The 16,877-nt window shown below is 29.9% G+C and carries 12 protein-coding genes; 9 read left to right on the plus strand and 3 right to left on the minus strand.

All coding sequences use genetic code 11. From position 1 onward, the window contains the following. Positions 1-5 precede the first annotated feature (5 nt). Both WG951_RS14945 and WG951_RS14950 read left to right on the plus strand, forming a co-directional pair. Positions 6-773: a polysaccharide biosynthesis/export family protein gene (locus WG951_RS14945; RefSeq protein ID WP_245893458.1), complete on the plus strand. Its 768-nt coding sequence runs from the start codon at positions 6-8 to the stop codon at positions 771-773. A gap of 3 nt (positions 774-776) precedes the next feature. Further along, a complete protein-coding gene (locus tag WG951_RS14950; RefSeq protein WP_105047746.1) occupies positions 777-3,170 on the plus strand; it encodes a GumC family protein in 2,394 nt (797 codons plus the stop codon). A gap of 29 nt (positions 3,171-3,199) precedes the next feature. Here WG951_RS14950 and WG951_RS14955 read toward each other — a convergent pair whose 3' ends face one another. Continuing rightward, positions 3,200-3,937: a tyrosine-protein phosphatase gene (locus tag WG951_RS14955; protein WP_105047747.1), complete on the minus strand. Its 738-nt coding sequence runs from the start codon at positions 3,935-3,937 to the stop codon at positions 3,200-3,202. A gap of 154 nt (positions 3,938-4,091) precedes the next feature. Here WG951_RS14955 and WG951_RS14960 point away from each other — a divergent pair, with 154 nt between their 5' ends. Then, complete coding sequence (locus WG951_RS14960) at positions 4,092-4,943, plus strand: N-acetylglucosamine kinase (RefSeq protein WP_105047748.1); 852 nt, start codon at positions 4,092-4,094, stop codon at positions 4,941-4,943. Here WG951_RS14960 and WG951_RS14965 read toward each other — a convergent pair. Together WG951_RS14965 and gldJ are read right to left on the minus strand one after the other, a co-directional pair. Beyond that, a complete protein-coding gene (locus tag WG951_RS14965) occupies positions 4,936-6,192 on the minus strand; it encodes a UDP-N-acetylmuramoyl-tripeptide--D-alanyl-D-alanine ligase (protein ID WP_105047749.1) in 1,257 nt (418 codons plus the stop codon). The two genes, WG951_RS14960 and WG951_RS14965, sit on opposite strands and share 8 nt — an antisense overlap. A 66-nt stretch (positions 6,193-6,258) precedes the next feature. Continuing rightward, positions 6,259-7,929 (minus strand): gliding motility lipoprotein GldJ, encoded by a 1,671-nt coding sequence (gldJ, locus tag WG951_RS14970; protein WP_105047750.1) that lies wholly within the window; start codon positions 7,927-7,929, stop codon positions 6,259-6,261. A gap of 201 nt (positions 7,930-8,130) precedes the next feature. Here gldJ and porU point away from each other — a divergent pair, with 201 nt between their 5' ends. The 6 genes from porU (at position 8,131) to guaA (ending at position 16,874) form a co-directional block, all read left to right on the plus strand. After that, entirely contained in the window at positions 8,131-11,517 is a 3,387-nt protein-coding gene (gene porU / locus WG951_RS14975; protein WP_105047751.1) for a type IX secretion system sortase PorU, read from the plus strand. A 43-nt stretch (positions 11,518-11,560) separates the two neighbouring features. Then, positions 11,561-12,715, plus strand: coding sequence for a type IX secretion system outer membrane channel protein PorV (gene porV, locus WG951_RS14980; RefSeq protein ID WP_105047752.1), 1,155 nt, complete (start codon positions 11,561-11,563; stop codon positions 12,713-12,715). Between the two features lie 81 nt (positions 12,716-12,796). Then, positions 12,797-13,279, plus strand: a complete 483-nt coding sequence (cdd, locus tag WG951_RS14985; protein ID WP_105047753.1) for a cytidine deaminase — start codon at positions 12,797-12,799, stop codon at positions 13,277-13,279. Between the two features lie 258 nt (positions 13,280-13,537). Next, positions 13,538-13,918 (plus strand): group III truncated hemoglobin, encoded by a 381-nt coding sequence (locus tag WG951_RS14990; protein WP_105047754.1) that lies wholly within the window; start codon positions 13,538-13,540, stop codon positions 13,916-13,918. 144 nt (positions 13,919-14,062) lie between these two features. Next, positions 14,063-15,127 (plus strand): 3-oxoacyl-ACP synthase III family protein, encoded by a 1,065-nt coding sequence (locus WG951_RS14995; protein ID WP_105047755.1) that lies wholly within the window; start codon positions 14,063-14,065, stop codon positions 15,125-15,127. A gap of 211 nt (positions 15,128-15,338) precedes the next feature. Further along, positions 15,339-16,874 carry a glutamine-hydrolyzing GMP synthase gene (gene guaA / locus WG951_RS15000; RefSeq protein ID WP_105047756.1) on the plus strand — a complete coding sequence of 512 codons (1,536 nt, stop codon included), beginning with the start codon at positions 15,339-15,341 and terminating at the stop codon, positions 16,872-16,874. Positions 16,875-16,877 lie beyond the last annotated feature (3 nt).

A 16,877-nucleotide genomic window follows, 5' to 3' on the forward strand; every position in this document is an offset into this window, starting at 1 on the left:
GTTATATGATGAGAGTTAGCACAACTATCTTTTTATTAATTATAGCACTATCCTCATGTGTTTCTAACAAGGATATTGCCTATTTTCAATTTGATGAAATTGAACAATCTAAGGTGAGTAACAGTTTTAAAACGATTTTTAAACCTGACGATTTATTACAAATCACCATTTCTTCGGATGATATTGAAGCTACTAAACCCTTTAATTTGCCAGCTGTAGCTTATACTACAACTACTAATTCTGTAGTAGGGACTCCTCAGCAACAATCTTATTTAATAGATAGTGATGGTGAAATCGATTTCCCCATTTTAGGAAAGTTAAAATTAGGTGGGTTGTCTAGAGAAGATGTTTTAAAATTGTTGAAAAATAAGTTATCTCCAGATTATGTTAAAAACCCTACAATAAATATTAGGATAGCTAACTTTAAAGTAACGGTGTATGGTGATGTAAAAAAACCAGGAACCTTTACAATACCCAATGAAAGAGTTAGTATTTTAGACGCTATAGGTTTAGCCGGTGATTTAAATATTTCTGGACGAAGAGATAATGTGATGGTGATAAGAGAAGAAAATAATAAAAAAGTAAAATACCAAGTAAACTTATTATCAAATAAAACATTGACTTCTCCAGTTTTCTATTTACAACAAAATGATGTGGTGTATGTAGAACATAATAAGGCAAGAATTCAATCGGCATCCTCAAATACAAATACTAGCTTATTCATATCCGTTACAGGACTGATTATTACCATCGTTTCTATACTAACAAGATAAAAAATGCAGATACATAAAGAAAACACTAATTTTAAGGGTGGTGAAGAGTCAGACACTATTAATATTAGAGAAGAGTTAGAAAAATATCTTTTTCATTGGAAATGGTTTGTGTTAGGTGCTATTATTGCACTTTTTGTAGCCTTTATGTTTTTAAGATACGCTACACCTCAATATAATGCAGTTACTTCTATCATGATAAAAGACAATCAAAAGTCTGGTATATCAAAAGAACTAGAAGCCTTTAAAGATATGGGGATTGTAGGAGGTGGTTCTTCTAATAATACGGATAATGAAATAGAAATATTAAAATCTCGAAAAATTATAGGTGCGGTTGTAGATACTTTAAATTTAACGACTACTTATTTTACAAAAGGGAGAATAAAGAGAACAGAGGTTTATAGGAATAACCCAATTCAGATACTCTTTAATAAAAATAATGAATCTTTAATAAATCAAATAAAAGATACTTCTTTTACGGTAAATGTTTTATCAGAAAATAAATTTGAATTGAAAGATATTGAAGATAATGTCATTTCAACGCACCATTTTGGTGAAATTATTATTTCTGATATAGGTAATTTTAAAGTAGAGAAAACTAAAGTATTTGAATTTAAAGAAGAAGAAATTTATATTAATATTTTAAAAAGGACAGAAGTTATAGATGCTTATAAAAAAGGTGTTAGTATTAATTCTGTAAATAAAAATTCTAGTGTTTTAACACTTTCTTTTAAACATCCAATTAAAGAAAAAGCCGAAGATTTTTTAAATGAGTTGGTAACACAATACAATTTAGATGCTATTAAGGATAAAAGTGAAGTTTCTCAAAAAACCAAAAGCTTTATTGATGAAAGGTTATTTGCAATTGGTAAGGACTTGAACTCTATACAAGATCGAGTTAAAAAATTTAAAACGGATAATAATATTACTGGGCTATCTACTGAAGGAGAATTGGCTTTAAACACTGCATCAAAAAATAATCAGGAATTAATTCAAATTAAAACAGAATTAACTATTGCTGAGAGTGTTTTAGATAATATCAACAAACAATCTAATAAGGATGAAACTTTACCTCAGAATCTAGGTTTTTCAGAAGAGGCTATTTCTCAGTCTATTAAAAACTATAATGAATTGGTGGTTTTTAAAAATAGATTGAGTGTAAATGCGGGCTCTAAAAATCCTCAGTTAATCCAATATCAAAAAGAAATTAATTCTTTAAAATTTAATTTAAAGAATAGTATTTCAAATTTAATTAGTTCTTTAAAAACGCAGTATGAACAAATTAAGAATGAAGCTAATAAAATAAATTCTAAAGTGTCAGCGATCCCTTCTTTAGAAAGAGGTTATATAGATATAGAAAGAGAGCAAGAAATAATTTCTGGTTTGTATTCTTATCTATTAAAGAAAAAAGAGGAAACTGCAATTTCATTAGCTGTAACTGTTCCAAACGCGAAAATTATAGATGTTGCATACAGCGATGGTATCCCTGTTTCACCAAAAAGAAAAATAATATTTTTAGCAGCTCTATTAATGGGGGTGTTAATTCCATTTATAATTATTTATGTTAAAAATTTATTAGATACAAAAATTCATACTAGAAAAGATATAGAAGAATTAACAACTGTTCCTTTTTTAGGAGATGTACCTCATTCTGAATCGAATGAAAAAATTGTTATTGGAAACGATGCTAGAACAAGTACAGCAGAAGCTTTTCGTTTGATAAGAACCAATTTAGATTTTATGTTGTCCAATAATAAAGATAGTGATTTAGGGAAGACAATATTTATAACTTCTACAACAAGTGGAGAGGGAAAATCATTCATTTCTATCAATCTTGCGGCAGCACTCTCTTTATCTAATAAAAAGGTTTTACTTGTTGGAATGGACCTTAGAGCTCCTAAAGTTACAGAGTACCTGGGGATTCCAGAACGAAAAGGAGTTACTAATTTTATTACGAATGATTCTCTGTCTTTAGACGATGTTAAATTTTCTATTCCAGAAATTAAAGGATTAGATATTATTGCTTCTGGAGTTATACCTCCTAATCCTGCGGAGTTGCTTCTAACAGGTAAAATTAAAGACTTATTTGACGAAGTAAAAAAAGATTATGATTATATTATTGTAGATACGGCTCCTGTAAATTTAGTTACGGATACTCTTTTAGTTTCTAAGTATGCAGATATGTTTTTATATGTATCAAGAGCAAATTATTTAGATAAGCGTATGCTGAATATAGTTCAAACATTATACAACGAAAAGAAATTACCAAATATGGCTATCGTTTTAAATGATACAGATATGACTAGAGGCTATGGTTATGGCTATGGTTATGGCTATGGTTACGGAAATGGATATGTTGAGGATGTTAAGAAACCTTGGTATAAAAGAATTTTAAGTTAAAAAAAAAGCATCCATTTGGATGCTTTTTTTTATATAAATTTTTTATTATTCTCTAAGAGATGCTTAATTTTTTCTAGATTCTTTTTATTTCCAATTTTTTTTAATAATTGCAAGTGTCTTTGGTGATGTGTGTCTGAACCAACAAAGTCATATAGGTTTTCTTTTAAAAGCTTTTCAGACATTTTTTGAACTCCTTTACCATACTGTTCGGTTAGAGATAGTAAGTTTAATTGAAAGACACAGCCTGCTTTTTTAAGCTTATAGTAATGGTCTATATTTGTATGGAAAAAATTATAACGTTCTGGATGCGCTAATACAGGTTTATAGCCTTTAACCTGAATATCAAATAAGAGGTCATAAAGGTTGATAGGTGCGCTAAAATAAGACATTTCTACAAGTACATAATTATCTTTTAAAGTTAGAATATCATCATTTTCTAAAAGTATAGAGAACTGTTCGTCCATCATATATTCTGCAGCAGCTCTTATAGAAACTTCAGTAATATTTCTTTTTTGAAGTTCATCTCTAACTTCTTTAAGTTTGTTTTTTATAGTTGTTGATGAGTTTTGGTAAACATCACCTAACACATGTGGAGTTGTAATGATGTTTTTTATTCCGTATGAAGCCATTTTAGAAATTAATTCAATAGAATTATCTAAATCTTTTGCACCATCATCAATTCCTGGAAGTAGGTGAGAGTGAATGTCTACAAAGCCTTCAGGGAAAAAGTCTGTTAAAGCAATTTCTTTCTTTTTAAAAAAGATCATATCATTATATTTAATACAAATTTACAATAATTTAATGCTTTTTTTTAATCTTAATCCTATTCAAAATAAAAAATTTCATACGAAAACGATTGAAAATTGATTTGCTATTGTATATGAATCTTACTTGTAATATCTTTGAGTAAAACAAAAAATTATGATTTTAATTGCAGATGGAGGTTCTACAAAAGCAGATTGGATTGCTATTGATAAAAACAAAGAAGAAGCATTTAGAGTAAGAACTTTAGGTTTAAACCCAGCTATTGTTCCTGAAGAAGAATTGCACAATAGAATTATTAATATGTTTCAACTTATTAATATTAAAGATGACGTTGAAGAAATTCATTTTTATGGAGCGGGTTGTGGTACTCCAAAACCAATTGAAATTTTAAAGAATATTTTGGAGTCTATTTTTGTTAATGCTAAAGTCTTTATTTCTGAAGATATGTTAGCAGCAGTTTATGCAGCTACAGGTAAAGAACCAGCTTTGGTGTGTATTTTAGGTACAGGATCTAATAGTTGCTATTATGACGGCGAAAAAATGGAAATGCTAGTTCCTTCTTTGGGGTATATTTTAATGGATGAAGCGAGTGGTAATTATTTTGGTAAAAAATTAATTGTTGATTATTACTACAAAAGAATGCCTAGTGCAATTGCTAAAAAGTTTAATGAAGAGTTTGATTTAGATGCAGATTATATAAAGAAAAATTTATATAGAGAATCAAACCCTAATATGTATTTAGCATCTTTTGCAAAATTTATGTTTGATTTTAAAGAGGATAAATACATAAAAAAACTAATTAAGAAAGGGTTTCAAGAGTTTTTTAAATGTAGAGTATTACCTTATAATAAAACGGCAGAAACACCTATTTACTTTATTGGTTCTATCGCTTATTATTTTAAAGATATTTTAGAAAAAATGGCTAAAAAGAATAATTTGGTAATTACAGATGTAATACAAAGACCTATTGATAAATTATTAGAATTTCATAAGAATAATATCAATTAATAATTTCTAATAATCTTTCTAAACGCATTCCTCTTGAGCCTTTAATTAAAATAGATTGAAGATTAAGAGGATTGTTTTTTAGATGTGCTAACAGGTCTTCAAACGTTTTAAATTGCATGTTCTTTGTTGTTGTTTGATGAAAAATTTCTCCAACAAAATAACAATCATCAAAATGTAACTTTTCAACTAACTTTACAATAGTTTGATGTTCTTCTAAACTTGTTTTGCCTAATTCAAACATATCTCCTAAAATAACCGTTTTATTTGGTGCTTTTATAGATTCAAAATTTTCTAGCGCAGCTTTCATACTTGTTGGATTTGCGTTATAAGCATCTAAAATAATTTTATTAGCTTCTTTTTGAATGATTTGAGATCGGTTATTATCTGGAATATAGTTTTCTATAGCTTCTTTAATTTTCTTGTCAGAAATCTTAAAATAATGACCAATGGTACACGCAATGGCAATATTTGTATAATTGTATTGACCAATAAGATGGCTTTGAATATTTGTAGAGTTTAAAGATAATTTTACAAAAGGGTTAACCTCTAAATATTTAAGGTTAGGATTAAAAGGAATTGTTTTTAGTTTTTTTGATTTCTCAACCTGAATAACGTCATCAGGATTTATAAAAGCACTTTTATTATTTTTTTCTAAGTAAGCATATAATTCACTTTTGCCTTCAATAACACCTTCAATACCTCCAAAACCTTCTAAATGCGCTTTTCCAAAATTGGTAATATATCCAAAATCTGGTTCGCAAATAGTGCATAAAAAGGCAATTTCTTTTTTATGATTTGCACCCATTTCTACGATACCTATTTCCGTTTTAGGAGTCATAGAAAGTAACGTAAGCGGCACGCCAATATGGTTGTTTAAATTTCCTTTGGTTGCAGAGGTTTTATAAGTTGTACTTAAAACAGCATTGATTAATTCTTTTGTTGTTGTTTTTCCATTACTACCTGTAAGACCAATAATAGGTATGTCTAAAATTTTTCTATGGTAATTTGCTAGTTGTTGCAGTATTTTTAAAACATTGTCAACTAAAATAATATTAGGATGATTTTGATACAAATCTTCATCAACAATGGCGAAAAGAGCACCTTGTTTAAGAGCTTCTTTAGCAAATAGATTCCCATTAAATTTTTCACCTTTTAAAGCAAAAAACAGAGTATTTTTTCTAATGTTTCTTGTGTCTGTATCTACAAGATAATGTTCTTTATACAGTTTATAAATCTCTTTAATTTCCATTTTTAAATATAAAAAAACCTCACTGTAGAAATTACAGTGAGGTTATGTTTTTTAATAAATATTTTATTATCTAACTGAGTTTCTAGCTTTTTTTCTTTTAGAAGACATCGGTCCTACTTTATCAGTAACACATCTAAAACCAATAAAGTTTGTAGCCATGTATTCTGGTAAATATCTTCTTTGTGCTGGGTCCAACCAATATTCTCTATCAGACCAAGCCCCACCTTTATACACTCGAGTATTATTACTAATTAAGGTAGTTCTCTTTTTAGCATCATTTACTAAAATTTCTTTACCTGTTTCTGGGTCTATTTCTTTACTAGGGCTTCTAGGAGAGTTGTACATACTTGGTTTAGAACCAAATTGGTCTTCTTCTTCTTCATAGAATCTAGAAGAGTTTAAATCTCCATCACCAATATCTGTATTGTCTGCTACAGAAAAGTTTCTTCTTAAGGCAGCATCATCTTTTGTAATTGGTATGTATTTAATACTTCCTGGTAATTCTTTTGGAATTATTTTTCCGTTAGGCAACGTGTCGTATTCTATTTCTGCATTATCAGAACTGTTAACAATTACAACTTTACCTTCTTTGTCAATCATTTTTTTAGTAAAAATATTACCTCTAAAATAATTAAAGTCATTAGCATCATTATCAATAATAGGTCTATAAACATCGGCAACCCATTCTGCTACGTTTCCAGACATATCATATAATCCAAATGCATTTGGTGGATATGATTTTACTTTAATAGGAATGTCTGAACCATCAGAACTCCAACCAGATAAGCCACTGTAATCTCCTGCACCTTGTTTAAAGTTAGCTAATTGGTCTCCTCTATGTCTTTTTTTAGTTTCTCTAGAATATTTACCATTCCAAGCATATTTTTTACGACCTCTAATATTGTTGTATTCTCTATTTTCAATATTTGCTTTTGCAGCAAACTCCCATTCAGCTTCTGTTGGTAGTCTGTATTTCTGACTTAAAACACCGTCTGCTTGTGTGATTTTTCTACCTTGAAAAGAGCCTTTTTTATTTTTAACGGTTCCTCTAGATCTAATTCCTCTTTTATAAACAGTGGTATCACCATCAAAAAGATTGTCTGAAGCCGCTAAGAAAACATCTGTATCAAAAAAGTTTCTAATACTATCGTTTTCAAAGATGTTTTTTATGTATCCTTTGTCAATTAATTTTTTTAGGTTTACTGCATTTGTACGCCATTTACAGTATTGATTTGCTTGTAACCAACTAACACCAACAACAGGGTAATCTGAATATGCAGGATGTCTAAAATAGTTTTCAGATAAAATATCTGTGTTTCCTAAACTTTTTCTCCAAACTAAAGTATCTGGTAAAACAGAATTATAAATGTGTTTATATTTTTCTTCTGATGGAGGAAAAACATCTTTAATGTTCTGTACATATAAAAAGTATTCAGAGTTGGTAACTTCTGATTCATCCATGTAGAATGAGCGAATGTGCATCTTTTTAGGCGTTGTATTCCAATCAAACATTACATCATCTTGCACTTGTCCCATTGTAAAAGAACCTCCTTCTACAGCAACCATCCCCAAAGGGATTTCTTGTCCTGCTGTTTCATTTCCTCTTATATAATTACCAAATTTTGGATTGTTAAAAGGTAATCCTGTAAGTGTCGAATTTCCTGAAGTTGATTTACTACAACTAGCCAAAGTTAAGGCAGATAGTACAACTAAAGATATTTTAAATACGTTTCTCATTCCTAATTGAAAATTAGTTTAGGGTTTTTATTATAGCGATGCAATTTACAATAATTCTACATTCATACAAGTAAAATGGTAATTTTAACGCTGCATTTTTCTTCTCACTTTTATTTAAACGATTGCTTTTTAAATTTAGTATAATTTATCTTTGCAACTACTAAAATATCTACAAATTATTTGCGTTATTTGAATATAATTATGAGAAAACCATTTTTAACTCTTTTTTTTAGTTTTTTAATTCAAATAATTTCCGCTCAGAACAGTGCTTCTGTTCTTGCTTCTGGAGATTGGTTTAAGTTTTCGGTAGATACTACTGGCGTTTTTAAAATAGACAAAAATCTATTGCAACAAATAGGCGTTTCTACCAATAACCTAAATCCAAAAAAAATTCGTATTTATGGTAATGGAGGAAGTCTTTTACCTGTTTTAAATGCTGATGATAGGTATGGTGGATTGCAAGAAAATGCTATTTATATAGAAGGTGAAAATGATGGAACTTTTGATAATGAAGACTATATTCTATTTTACGCTAAAGGTGCGCATGATTGGGTAGGGAAATCTGCATCTATAGTACGTCATAGACAAAATATTTATGATGATAATGCTTATTATTTTATTACTGTTTCTAATGAGGATGGAAAAAGAATTCAACCCAAAACGAGTATTACAAGTGTTGCTACATCGCAAATTACAACTTTTGATGATTATACTTTTTATGAAAAAGATGAAAGGAATTTAATTGCTGCGGGTACTCAATGGTTTTTTAATACCGATTTTAATATAGAAAATACACAGAGTTTTAAAATTCCGTTTCCCAATTCGGTTTCAGGTGCTGTTAGCTTTATTAAAGTTAGAGGTGTTTCTACATCTATCGCTTCTTCTCAAATGAGTGTTAAGGTGAATGGAGTAGATCTTTACAACCTTAATTTTTCGGCAATAAGCGAAGTAGATAGAGCAAAAACATCAGAAAATAAAGGAAGTATATCAAATACTACAGATTTTTTTGACGTAAGTATTACCTACGATAATAAAGGAAATCCGTCTGCTACTGCTTTTTTAGACTATATAGAAATTGTTGGTAAAAAAGAATTAATTGCTAATGGAAATCAATTTTCATTTAGAAGTTTTGAGCAGGCAAATTCAACCGGAGTTGTAGAGTATCAAATAGAAAATAATTCAAATATTTTTCAAGTTTGGGATGTGTCTAATCATTTAGATCCTAAAAACATTAGTAATCAAGGTACCGGAAATAATTTTAATTTTAAAGAAAATGGTGGTGATTTAAAAGAATTTATCGTTTTAAATCAGAATGATTATTATATACCTAAAACATTGCGAAACAGTCGTGTAGTTAATCAAAATTTACATGGTTTAAAAGATATTAATTATCTTGTTATTACAAATTTAGATCTTTCTAGTGAAGCACAAAGAATGGCAGATTATCATCAAGAGAACTCCAGCTTAACAACAAAAGTAGTTTTGTTAGATGAAATTTATAATGAATTTTCTTCAGGATCTAAAGATATTACGGGAATTAGAGATTTTTTAAAGCATTTATATACAACCAATTCATCTGAAGATAAAAAACTAAAATATGTTTGTTTCTTTGGCGATTCTTCTTACGATTATAAAGATAGAATTTCGGGAAATAATAATATTGTTCCTGTAAAATTATCTGAAAGTAGTTTTAATTTAGCTAGTTCTTGGGTTACAGATGATTTTTTTGTAATGTTAGATGATAACGAGGGAACTATGAATTCAGGTAGTCATACCATTGATGTTGCTTCTAGTAGAATTCCGGTTTCTACCATTTCGGAAGCCAAAATAGCTGTTGATAAAATTTTAAGTTATTACAGTAAAGATGCTCTTGGAGATTGGCGAAATACAATAACCCTCTTAGCAGATGATATAGATGCTGTAGGAGAAGAAGTTTTACAAGAAGGTGTAGAGTCTATTGCAGATGAAATAACAGATAAAAAGCAGGTTTTTAATATTAATAAAATTTATTTAAATGCCTTTGTACAAGAGAGTTCTTCTGGTGGAGAACGATATCCGGAAGTTAATGAGGCAATTACAAATGCAATAGAAAAAGGAACATTGGTTTTCGATTATTTTGGTCATGGAGGAGAAGATGGTTTTGCATCAGAAAAAATATTAGAAAAACCACAAATTCAAGCTTTTAACAACCCTAATACCTTGCCGCTTTTAATAACCGTTACTTGCGATTTTTCAAGATTTGATAACCCTAATAGAATTACAGCAGGAGAACTTACTTTTTTAAATGATAAAGGTGGTGCAGCTAGTATGATAACAACTACAAGAGAAGTGTATATTTCTACAGGTCAGTTGTTTAATGAAGATTTAATTCGTGTTTTATTAGCCTTTAATGATGAGGATTTATCTGTTGCAGAATCTTTAATGAAAACTAAAAATAATTTCTCGAGCACACAAAAATTCTTTATTTTTCATTTTGGAGATCCAGCAATGAAATTAGCAATTCCAAAACCAAATGTTCGTATTACCGAAATGAATGGTAAAGATATTTCTCAATTAGATACCTTAAAAGCATTATCTAAAGTCCATTTTAAAGGAGTAGTTTTAGATGATAAAAACGAGGTGTTACCAGATTTTAACGGTACCTTATCTACTACTGTTTTTGATAAATCTATAGATAGAACTACGTTAGATAATGATGGTTTTGGAAAAACTATGTCTTTTGATTTACAAAACAGTAAAATTTTTAGAGGAGAATCTACAGTTACAAATGGCGAGTTCGAGTTTGATTTTATTGTGCCAAAGGATATAAAAATTGCCTACGGTAAAGGAAAGTTAAGTTTTTATGTTAATAATAAAGAGGTAGATAAAGCAGGTTATAATGTAGATGTTGTTGTTGGAGGTATCGATGAGAATGCACCAGACGATACGGTTGGCCCAGAAATAAAACTCTATATGAATGATGAGTCTTTTATTGATGGAGGAAACACCAACAGTTCACCTAATTTAATTGCTGTTTTATCTGATGCTAGCGGAATTAATACTTCTATTACAGCGGTAGACCATGATATTGTTGGTATTTTAGATGGTGACACCACCAACCCAATTATACTAAATGATTTTTATAAAACAGAACTTAACGATTTTACTAAAGGTAAAGTAACGTATACATTAAGAGATTTAGAGGTTGGGCCACATACTTTAAAGATAAAAGTTTGGGATACATACAATAATTCATCAGAATTAACGTTAAATTTCGTGGTTGTAAGTGATACAATCTTAAATTTAGAAAATGTTTTAAATTACCCAAACCCTTTTGTAAATTACACACAGTTTTGGTTTAATCACAACAAACCTAATGAAAACCTAGAAGTGCAAGTTCAAATATTTACGGTTTCGGGTAAATTAATAAAAACAATAAACCAAAACATACCAAACGCAGAAACGTTGGTAAGAAGTATTACTTGGAATGGTTTAGACGATTTTGGGAACAAAATAGGAAAAGGCGTTTATGTTTATAAATTAAAAGTAAAATCAACAGAAAGTAATCTAGTGGCAGAGAAGTATGAAAAATTAGTAATACTTCAATAAAAATTAGATATTTGTCAAATAAAAATCAGAATAAAGAAATCAAATGAAAAAATTAGGAATCTATTTTATATTGTGTGCGTTTGTAACTATAAAGACAACTGCACAAACAGAAATAAACACCGATAATATTGGAGGTATTACAACTGCTGTACCATTCTTACTAATAACACCAGATGCAAGAGCAGGTGGTATGGGAGATGTAGGAGTTGCAACTTCTGCAGATGCTTTTTCTTTGTTTCATAATGCGGCAAAAATGACGTTTAGTAACAGACAAGTTAAAGCGGGTATTACGTACTCACCTTGGTTACGTAATTTAACCGATGATATTTTTACAGGAAGTGCATCTTACATGAACCGTTTTAGTGATAGAGCAGCTTGGGGTGCCGATTTAAAATATTTTTCTTTAGGTCAGATAGATTTAACAAACTCAGATGGTAGTGATAATGGAACAATTAACCCAAATGAATTAGCATTTACAGGTGCATATGCACTAAAGTTAAGCGAAACATTTTCTATGGGAGTAGGTTTAAAATATGTTAGATCTAATTTAACTTTTAATGGAACAAATAGTACATTAAGACCTATAAATTCTTTTGCAGTTGATGTTTCTGGATATTACCAGTCTTTAGAAGAAAACTACGGTAACTTTAATGGTAGATATAGATTAGGATTTAATATTGCTAATATTGGGCCAAAGGTTTCTTACAGTCCAGGAAGCGAAGATTTTATTCCTACCAATTTAAAATTAGGGGGTGGGTTTGATTTTATTTTAGATGATTATAATACCATTTCTACAACATTAGAATTTACAAAATTATTAGTACCAACTCCACCAATTAGAGACAATGATGGTAATATTGTAGAAGGTGAAGACGATAATGTTGGTTGGGTAAGCGGAATTTTTCAATCTTTTGGAGACGCTCCAGGCGGATTTAGCGAAGAAATAAAAGAATTTACTTATGCTTTAGGGGCAGAGTATTTATATAACAATGCCTTTGCTTTAAGAGGAGGTTATTTTCATGAAAGTCAAGAGAAAGGAAATAGACAATATTTTACATTAGGTGGTGGGTTTAAAACCAATGCATTAAATGTAGATTTGTCTTATTTAATTAATGCTTCTGATGTAAATAATCCACTAGAAAACTCTTTACGTTTTTCATTATCATTTGATTTAGGTGAAGTTTTTGATGATTATTAAAAAGTCAATTATTTTTAGTAAGTTTATAACAATATTTAAAAGCAGTCAAATAAGGCTGCTTTTTTTGACGAACAGATTTTTATGAGAAAAATTGAAGTTTCAACATCTGCAACTATTTATACCGATATTTCAGAACTTTCTGAAGAAGACAATATGTTAATGCATAAAGCCATTGAAGCTAGAAAAAAAGCATACGCACCGTATTCTAAATTTAATGTAGGGGCTGCTTTGTTGTTAGATAATGGAGAAATAGTTTTAGGTAATAACCAAGAAAGTGCAGCATATCCTTCTGGTATGTGTGCAGAAAGAGTTGCTATTTGGAAAGCAGGTTCAACGTATCCTGATATGAAAATTAAGAAATTAGCAATTACAGCAAGTTCTACCATTACCAACGTAAACAAACCAATAGGTCCTTGTGGAGCTTGTAGGCAAACCTTATCTGAGTATGAAATCAATCAAAAAGAACCCTTTAAAGTACTTTTTATGGGAGAAGTAGGTGAAGTTGTTGTAACAGAATCTCTACTTTCTTTATTACCTTTTTCGTTTGATAGTAAATACTTGTAGTTTTTTTAGGGCGTTTTAACAGGCTTTCCACTATATCTTTTTATGCAGCATTTAGATTAGCTTATTTTGCTAAAAAAAAATGAATTAATTACAAAAAAAGATAAAGAATAAAAGGGAAGCATAAAAAGGATGCCGTTTCAATCCCTAACGCAAACAGTAAATGATACTGTTTTTAGAATCTTACCTTGTCTTTTCCTGCAAGGTTTTAAGAACCTTGTAGGTGTGTGTTCTTAGGAAAATAATAAAACTAAATTGTATATGAAACCAGATATTTCTTCAAGAAAAGACATCAAATTGATCATTACAAAATTTTATGATTTATTATTGGCAGACAAAAAAATGATTCCTTTTTTTGAGGATATTGTTGCCCAAAATCATTTAGAAGAGCATTTAAATGTGATTTCTGATTTCTGGAATGATATTCTTTTTGATACAAATACTTATGCTAATAATGTGATGAAAAAGCATCTCGATAAAAACGTTTTTGTAGCTTTTAAGAAAGAGCATTTTACCATTTGGATATCGTATTTATTTGAAACTATTGATGCTAATTTTGAAGGAGAAAATGTACATAACATGAAAAATAGAGCAAGGTCTATTGCCACTGTTATGGAACTAAAACTGGGTATTTATCAATAAAAATAAACACTAATTTTTTAAGTTTTTCTTAATAAATAATAGCTTTGAATATCATTAAAAAAACACAAATTTTAGTGTGGTTTATAGCGAATTTTGTATTTTAGAGGGCTTATATTTGCAATAAAATAATATTTAATATCAATTATGATTTCATCAAAAATAATAGGAACAGGAACATTTATTCCTTCTATAAAAAAAGAAAATAAAGATTTCTTAAATGAACACTTTTTAAACGAAGATGGGTCATCTTTTGATTCTGATAATGATGTAATTATTGAAAAATTTAAAGCAATTACTGGTATTGAAGAAAGGCGGTATGCAAAACCAGAATATAACTCTTCTGATTTGGCATACTTTGCAGCTCAAAAAGCTATTGATGATGCTAATATTAATCAAGAAGAATTAGATTATATTATTATTGCTCATAATTTTGGAGACGTAAAAGTAGGTGCTGTACAAAGTGATATGTTACCAAGTTTGGCAACTAGAGTTAAACATAAATTGGGTATAGAAAACCCTAACTGTGTTGCGTATGATATCCTTTTTGGTTGCCCTGGTTGGATAGAAGCAACCATACAAGCCCATGCATTTATTAAAGCAGGAATGGCTAAAAAATGTTTGGTTATTGGTTCTGAAACTTTGTCTAGAGTAGTAGATAGATATGATAGAGATTCTATGATTTTTAGTGATGGGGCAGGAGCTTGTATTTTAGAAGCAACAGAAGAAGCTAATGTTGGTATTTTAAGTCATGCAACGCAAACTTTTGCAAAAGACGAAGCCTTTTATTTACATTATGGAAGTACTTTTAATAAAGAAGAAAACCAAGATGTACAATATATTAAAATGTTAGGTAGAAAAATTTATGAATTTGCCTTGGTTCATGTGCCTGCTGCAATGAAATTTGCTTTAGATAATGCAGGTGTAGAAATAGATGATGTTAAAAAAATATTCATTCACCAAGCCAATGAAAAAATGGATGAGGCTATTATGAAACGTTTCTTTAGATTGTTTAAAAAGAAAGTTCCAGAAGGAATAATGCCTTTAAGTATTCGTAAATTAGGAAATAGTTCTGTGGCAACCGTACCTACATTATTAGACTTAGTTTTAAAAGGTGAAATTGAAAATCAAGAAGTAAATAAAGGTGATGTTGTTATTTTTGCTTCCGTTGGAGCAGGAATGAATATCAACGCAATTGTTTATAGGTTTTAGTAGAAGCCTTTAGCGGTTTATAACATTTTTTATTTTTTTAGAGGATTTTACAAAAAAAAAACGAACATTTTGTTTAGAAATTAACGCAGAATGTTAAGTGATATTCTTGTGTTTTTCTATCAAATTATAGAGAAATAGTAACGTTTTCTAATTGGTGATAAAAAATATGAATTTCAGTGTTAAAATTTAATCTGAAATAGTATTTTTGCGCATGCAACAACACAACGTACTTATTTTAGATTTCGGGTCGCAATACACACAGTTAATTGCGAGAAGAGTAAGAGAATTAAACATTTATTGTGAAATTCATCCTTATAACCATCCACCAAAAAATCAAGCAGAGTTTAAAGCGGTTATCTTATCCGGAAGCCCAAATTCTGTAAGAGGAGAAAATGTTTTACATCCAGATTTATCAGAAATTAGAGGAAAAAAACCTGTTTTAGCAGTTTGCTATGGTGCACAATACCTAGCCCATTTTGCTGGCGGACAAGTGGCTCCTTCTAATACAAGAGAATATGGTAGAGCAAATTTATCGTACATAAAAAGCGATGAAACTTTCTTTGAAAACATTTCTACTGGAAGTCAGGTTTGGATGAGTCACTCAGACACAATTAAAGAATTGCCAACTAATGGAGAATTGTTAGCTAGCACAAAAGACGTAGAAAATGCGGCTTATAAAATTAAAGGCGAAGAAACTTTTGCCATTCAATTTCACCCAGAAGTATATCATTCTAAAGATGGTAAACAAATTTTAGAAAACTTTTTAGTAAAGATTGCAGGAGTAGCACAAACCTGGACACCAGATTCTTTTGTAGAAAGTACTGTAGCCTCTATAAGAGAAAAAGTAGGCAACGATAAAGTTGTTTTAGGGCTTTCTGGAGGTGTAGATTCTTCTGTAGCAGCAGTTTTGTTAAACAAAGCAATTGGTAAAAACCTATACTGTATTTTTGTAAATAACGGACTTTTACGTAAAAATGAGTTCGAAACTGTATTAAAAAGATACGAAGGCATGGGATTAAACGTTAAAGGTGTAGATGCATCGGCACGTTTTTTGAAAGCCTTAGAAGGATTAACCGATCCAGAAAAGAAAAGAAAAGCAATTGGAAATGCCTTTATAGAGGTTTTTGATGATGAAGCTCATAAAATTACAGATGTAACTTGGTTAGCACAAGGAACTATTTATCCCGATGTTATTGAGTCTGTTTCTGTAAATGGAGGTCCATCTGCAACTATTAAAAGTCATCATAATGTAGGAGGTTTACCAGATTTTATGAAATTAAAAATTGTAGAACCTTTAAAAATGATTTTTAAAGATGAGGTAAGAAGAGTAGGTGCTTCTATGGGGATAGATCCAGAATTATTAGGACGTCATCCTTTTCCTGGTCCAGGTTTAGGAATCCGTATTTTAGGAGATATTACAGCAGAAAAGGTGCGTATTTTACAAGAAGTAGACGCTATTTTTGTAAACGGATTAAAAGAAGATGGTTTGTATGATAAAGTTTGGCAAGCTGGTGCTATGTTACTTCCTGTAAACTCTGTTGGAGTAATGGGAGATGAAAGAACATACGAAAAAGTTGTTGCTTTAAGAGCTGTAGAAAGTACAGACGGTATGACAGCAGATTGGGTAAATTTACCTTATGAGTTTTTACAAAAAACATCTAATAAAATTATAAATCAAGTAAAAGGTGTAAACAGAGTTGTATATGATATTAGCTCTAAACCACCTGCAACTATAGAATGGGAATAATGT

This window comes from Polaribacter butkevichii, from assembly GCF_038024105.1.
Lineage (GTDB): Bacteria > Bacteroidota > Bacteroidia > Flavobacteriales > Flavobacteriaceae > Polaribacter > Polaribacter butkevichii.

Excerpts from the sequence above, each read along its gene's own strand:
- WG951_RS14945 (WP_245893458.1), top strand. The coding sequence starts at position 6 with ATGATGAGAGTTAGCACAACTATCTTTTTATTAATTATAGCACTATCC.
- WG951_RS14950 (WP_105047746.1), top strand. The coding sequence starts at position 777 with ATGCAGATACATAAAGAAAACACTAATTTTAAGGGTGGTGAAGAGTCA.
- WG951_RS14955 (WP_105047747.1), bottom strand. The coding sequence starts at position 3,937 with ATGATCTTTTTTAAAAAGAAAGAAATTGCTTTAACAGACTTTTTCCCT.
- WG951_RS14960 (WP_105047748.1), top strand. The coding sequence starts at position 4,092 with ATGATTTTAATTGCAGATGGAGGTTCTACAAAAGCAGATTGGATTGCT.
- WG951_RS14965 (WP_105047749.1), bottom strand. The coding sequence starts at position 6,192 with ATGGAAATTAAAGAGATTTATAAACTGTATAAAGAACATTATCTTGTA.
- gldJ (WP_105047750.1), bottom strand. The coding sequence starts at position 7,929 with ATGAGAAACGTATTTAAAATATCTTTAGTTGTACTATCTGCCTTAACT.
- porU (WP_105047751.1), top strand. The coding sequence starts at position 8,131 with ATGAGAAAACCATTTTTAACTCTTTTTTTTAGTTTTTTAATTCAAATA.
- porV (WP_105047752.1), top strand. The coding sequence starts at position 11,561 with ATGAAAAAATTAGGAATCTATTTTATATTGTGTGCGTTTGTAACTATA.
- cdd (WP_105047753.1), top strand. The coding sequence starts at position 12,797 with ATGAGAAAAATTGAAGTTTCAACATCTGCAACTATTTATACCGATATT.
- WG951_RS14990 (WP_105047754.1), top strand. The coding sequence starts at position 13,538 with ATGAAACCAGATATTTCTTCAAGAAAAGACATCAAATTGATCATTACA.
- WG951_RS14995 (WP_105047755.1), top strand. The coding sequence starts at position 14,063 with ATGATTTCATCAAAAATAATAGGAACAGGAACATTTATTCCTTCTATA.
- guaA (WP_105047756.1), top strand. The coding sequence starts at position 15,339 with ATGCAACAACACAACGTACTTATTTTAGATTTCGGGTCGCAATACACA.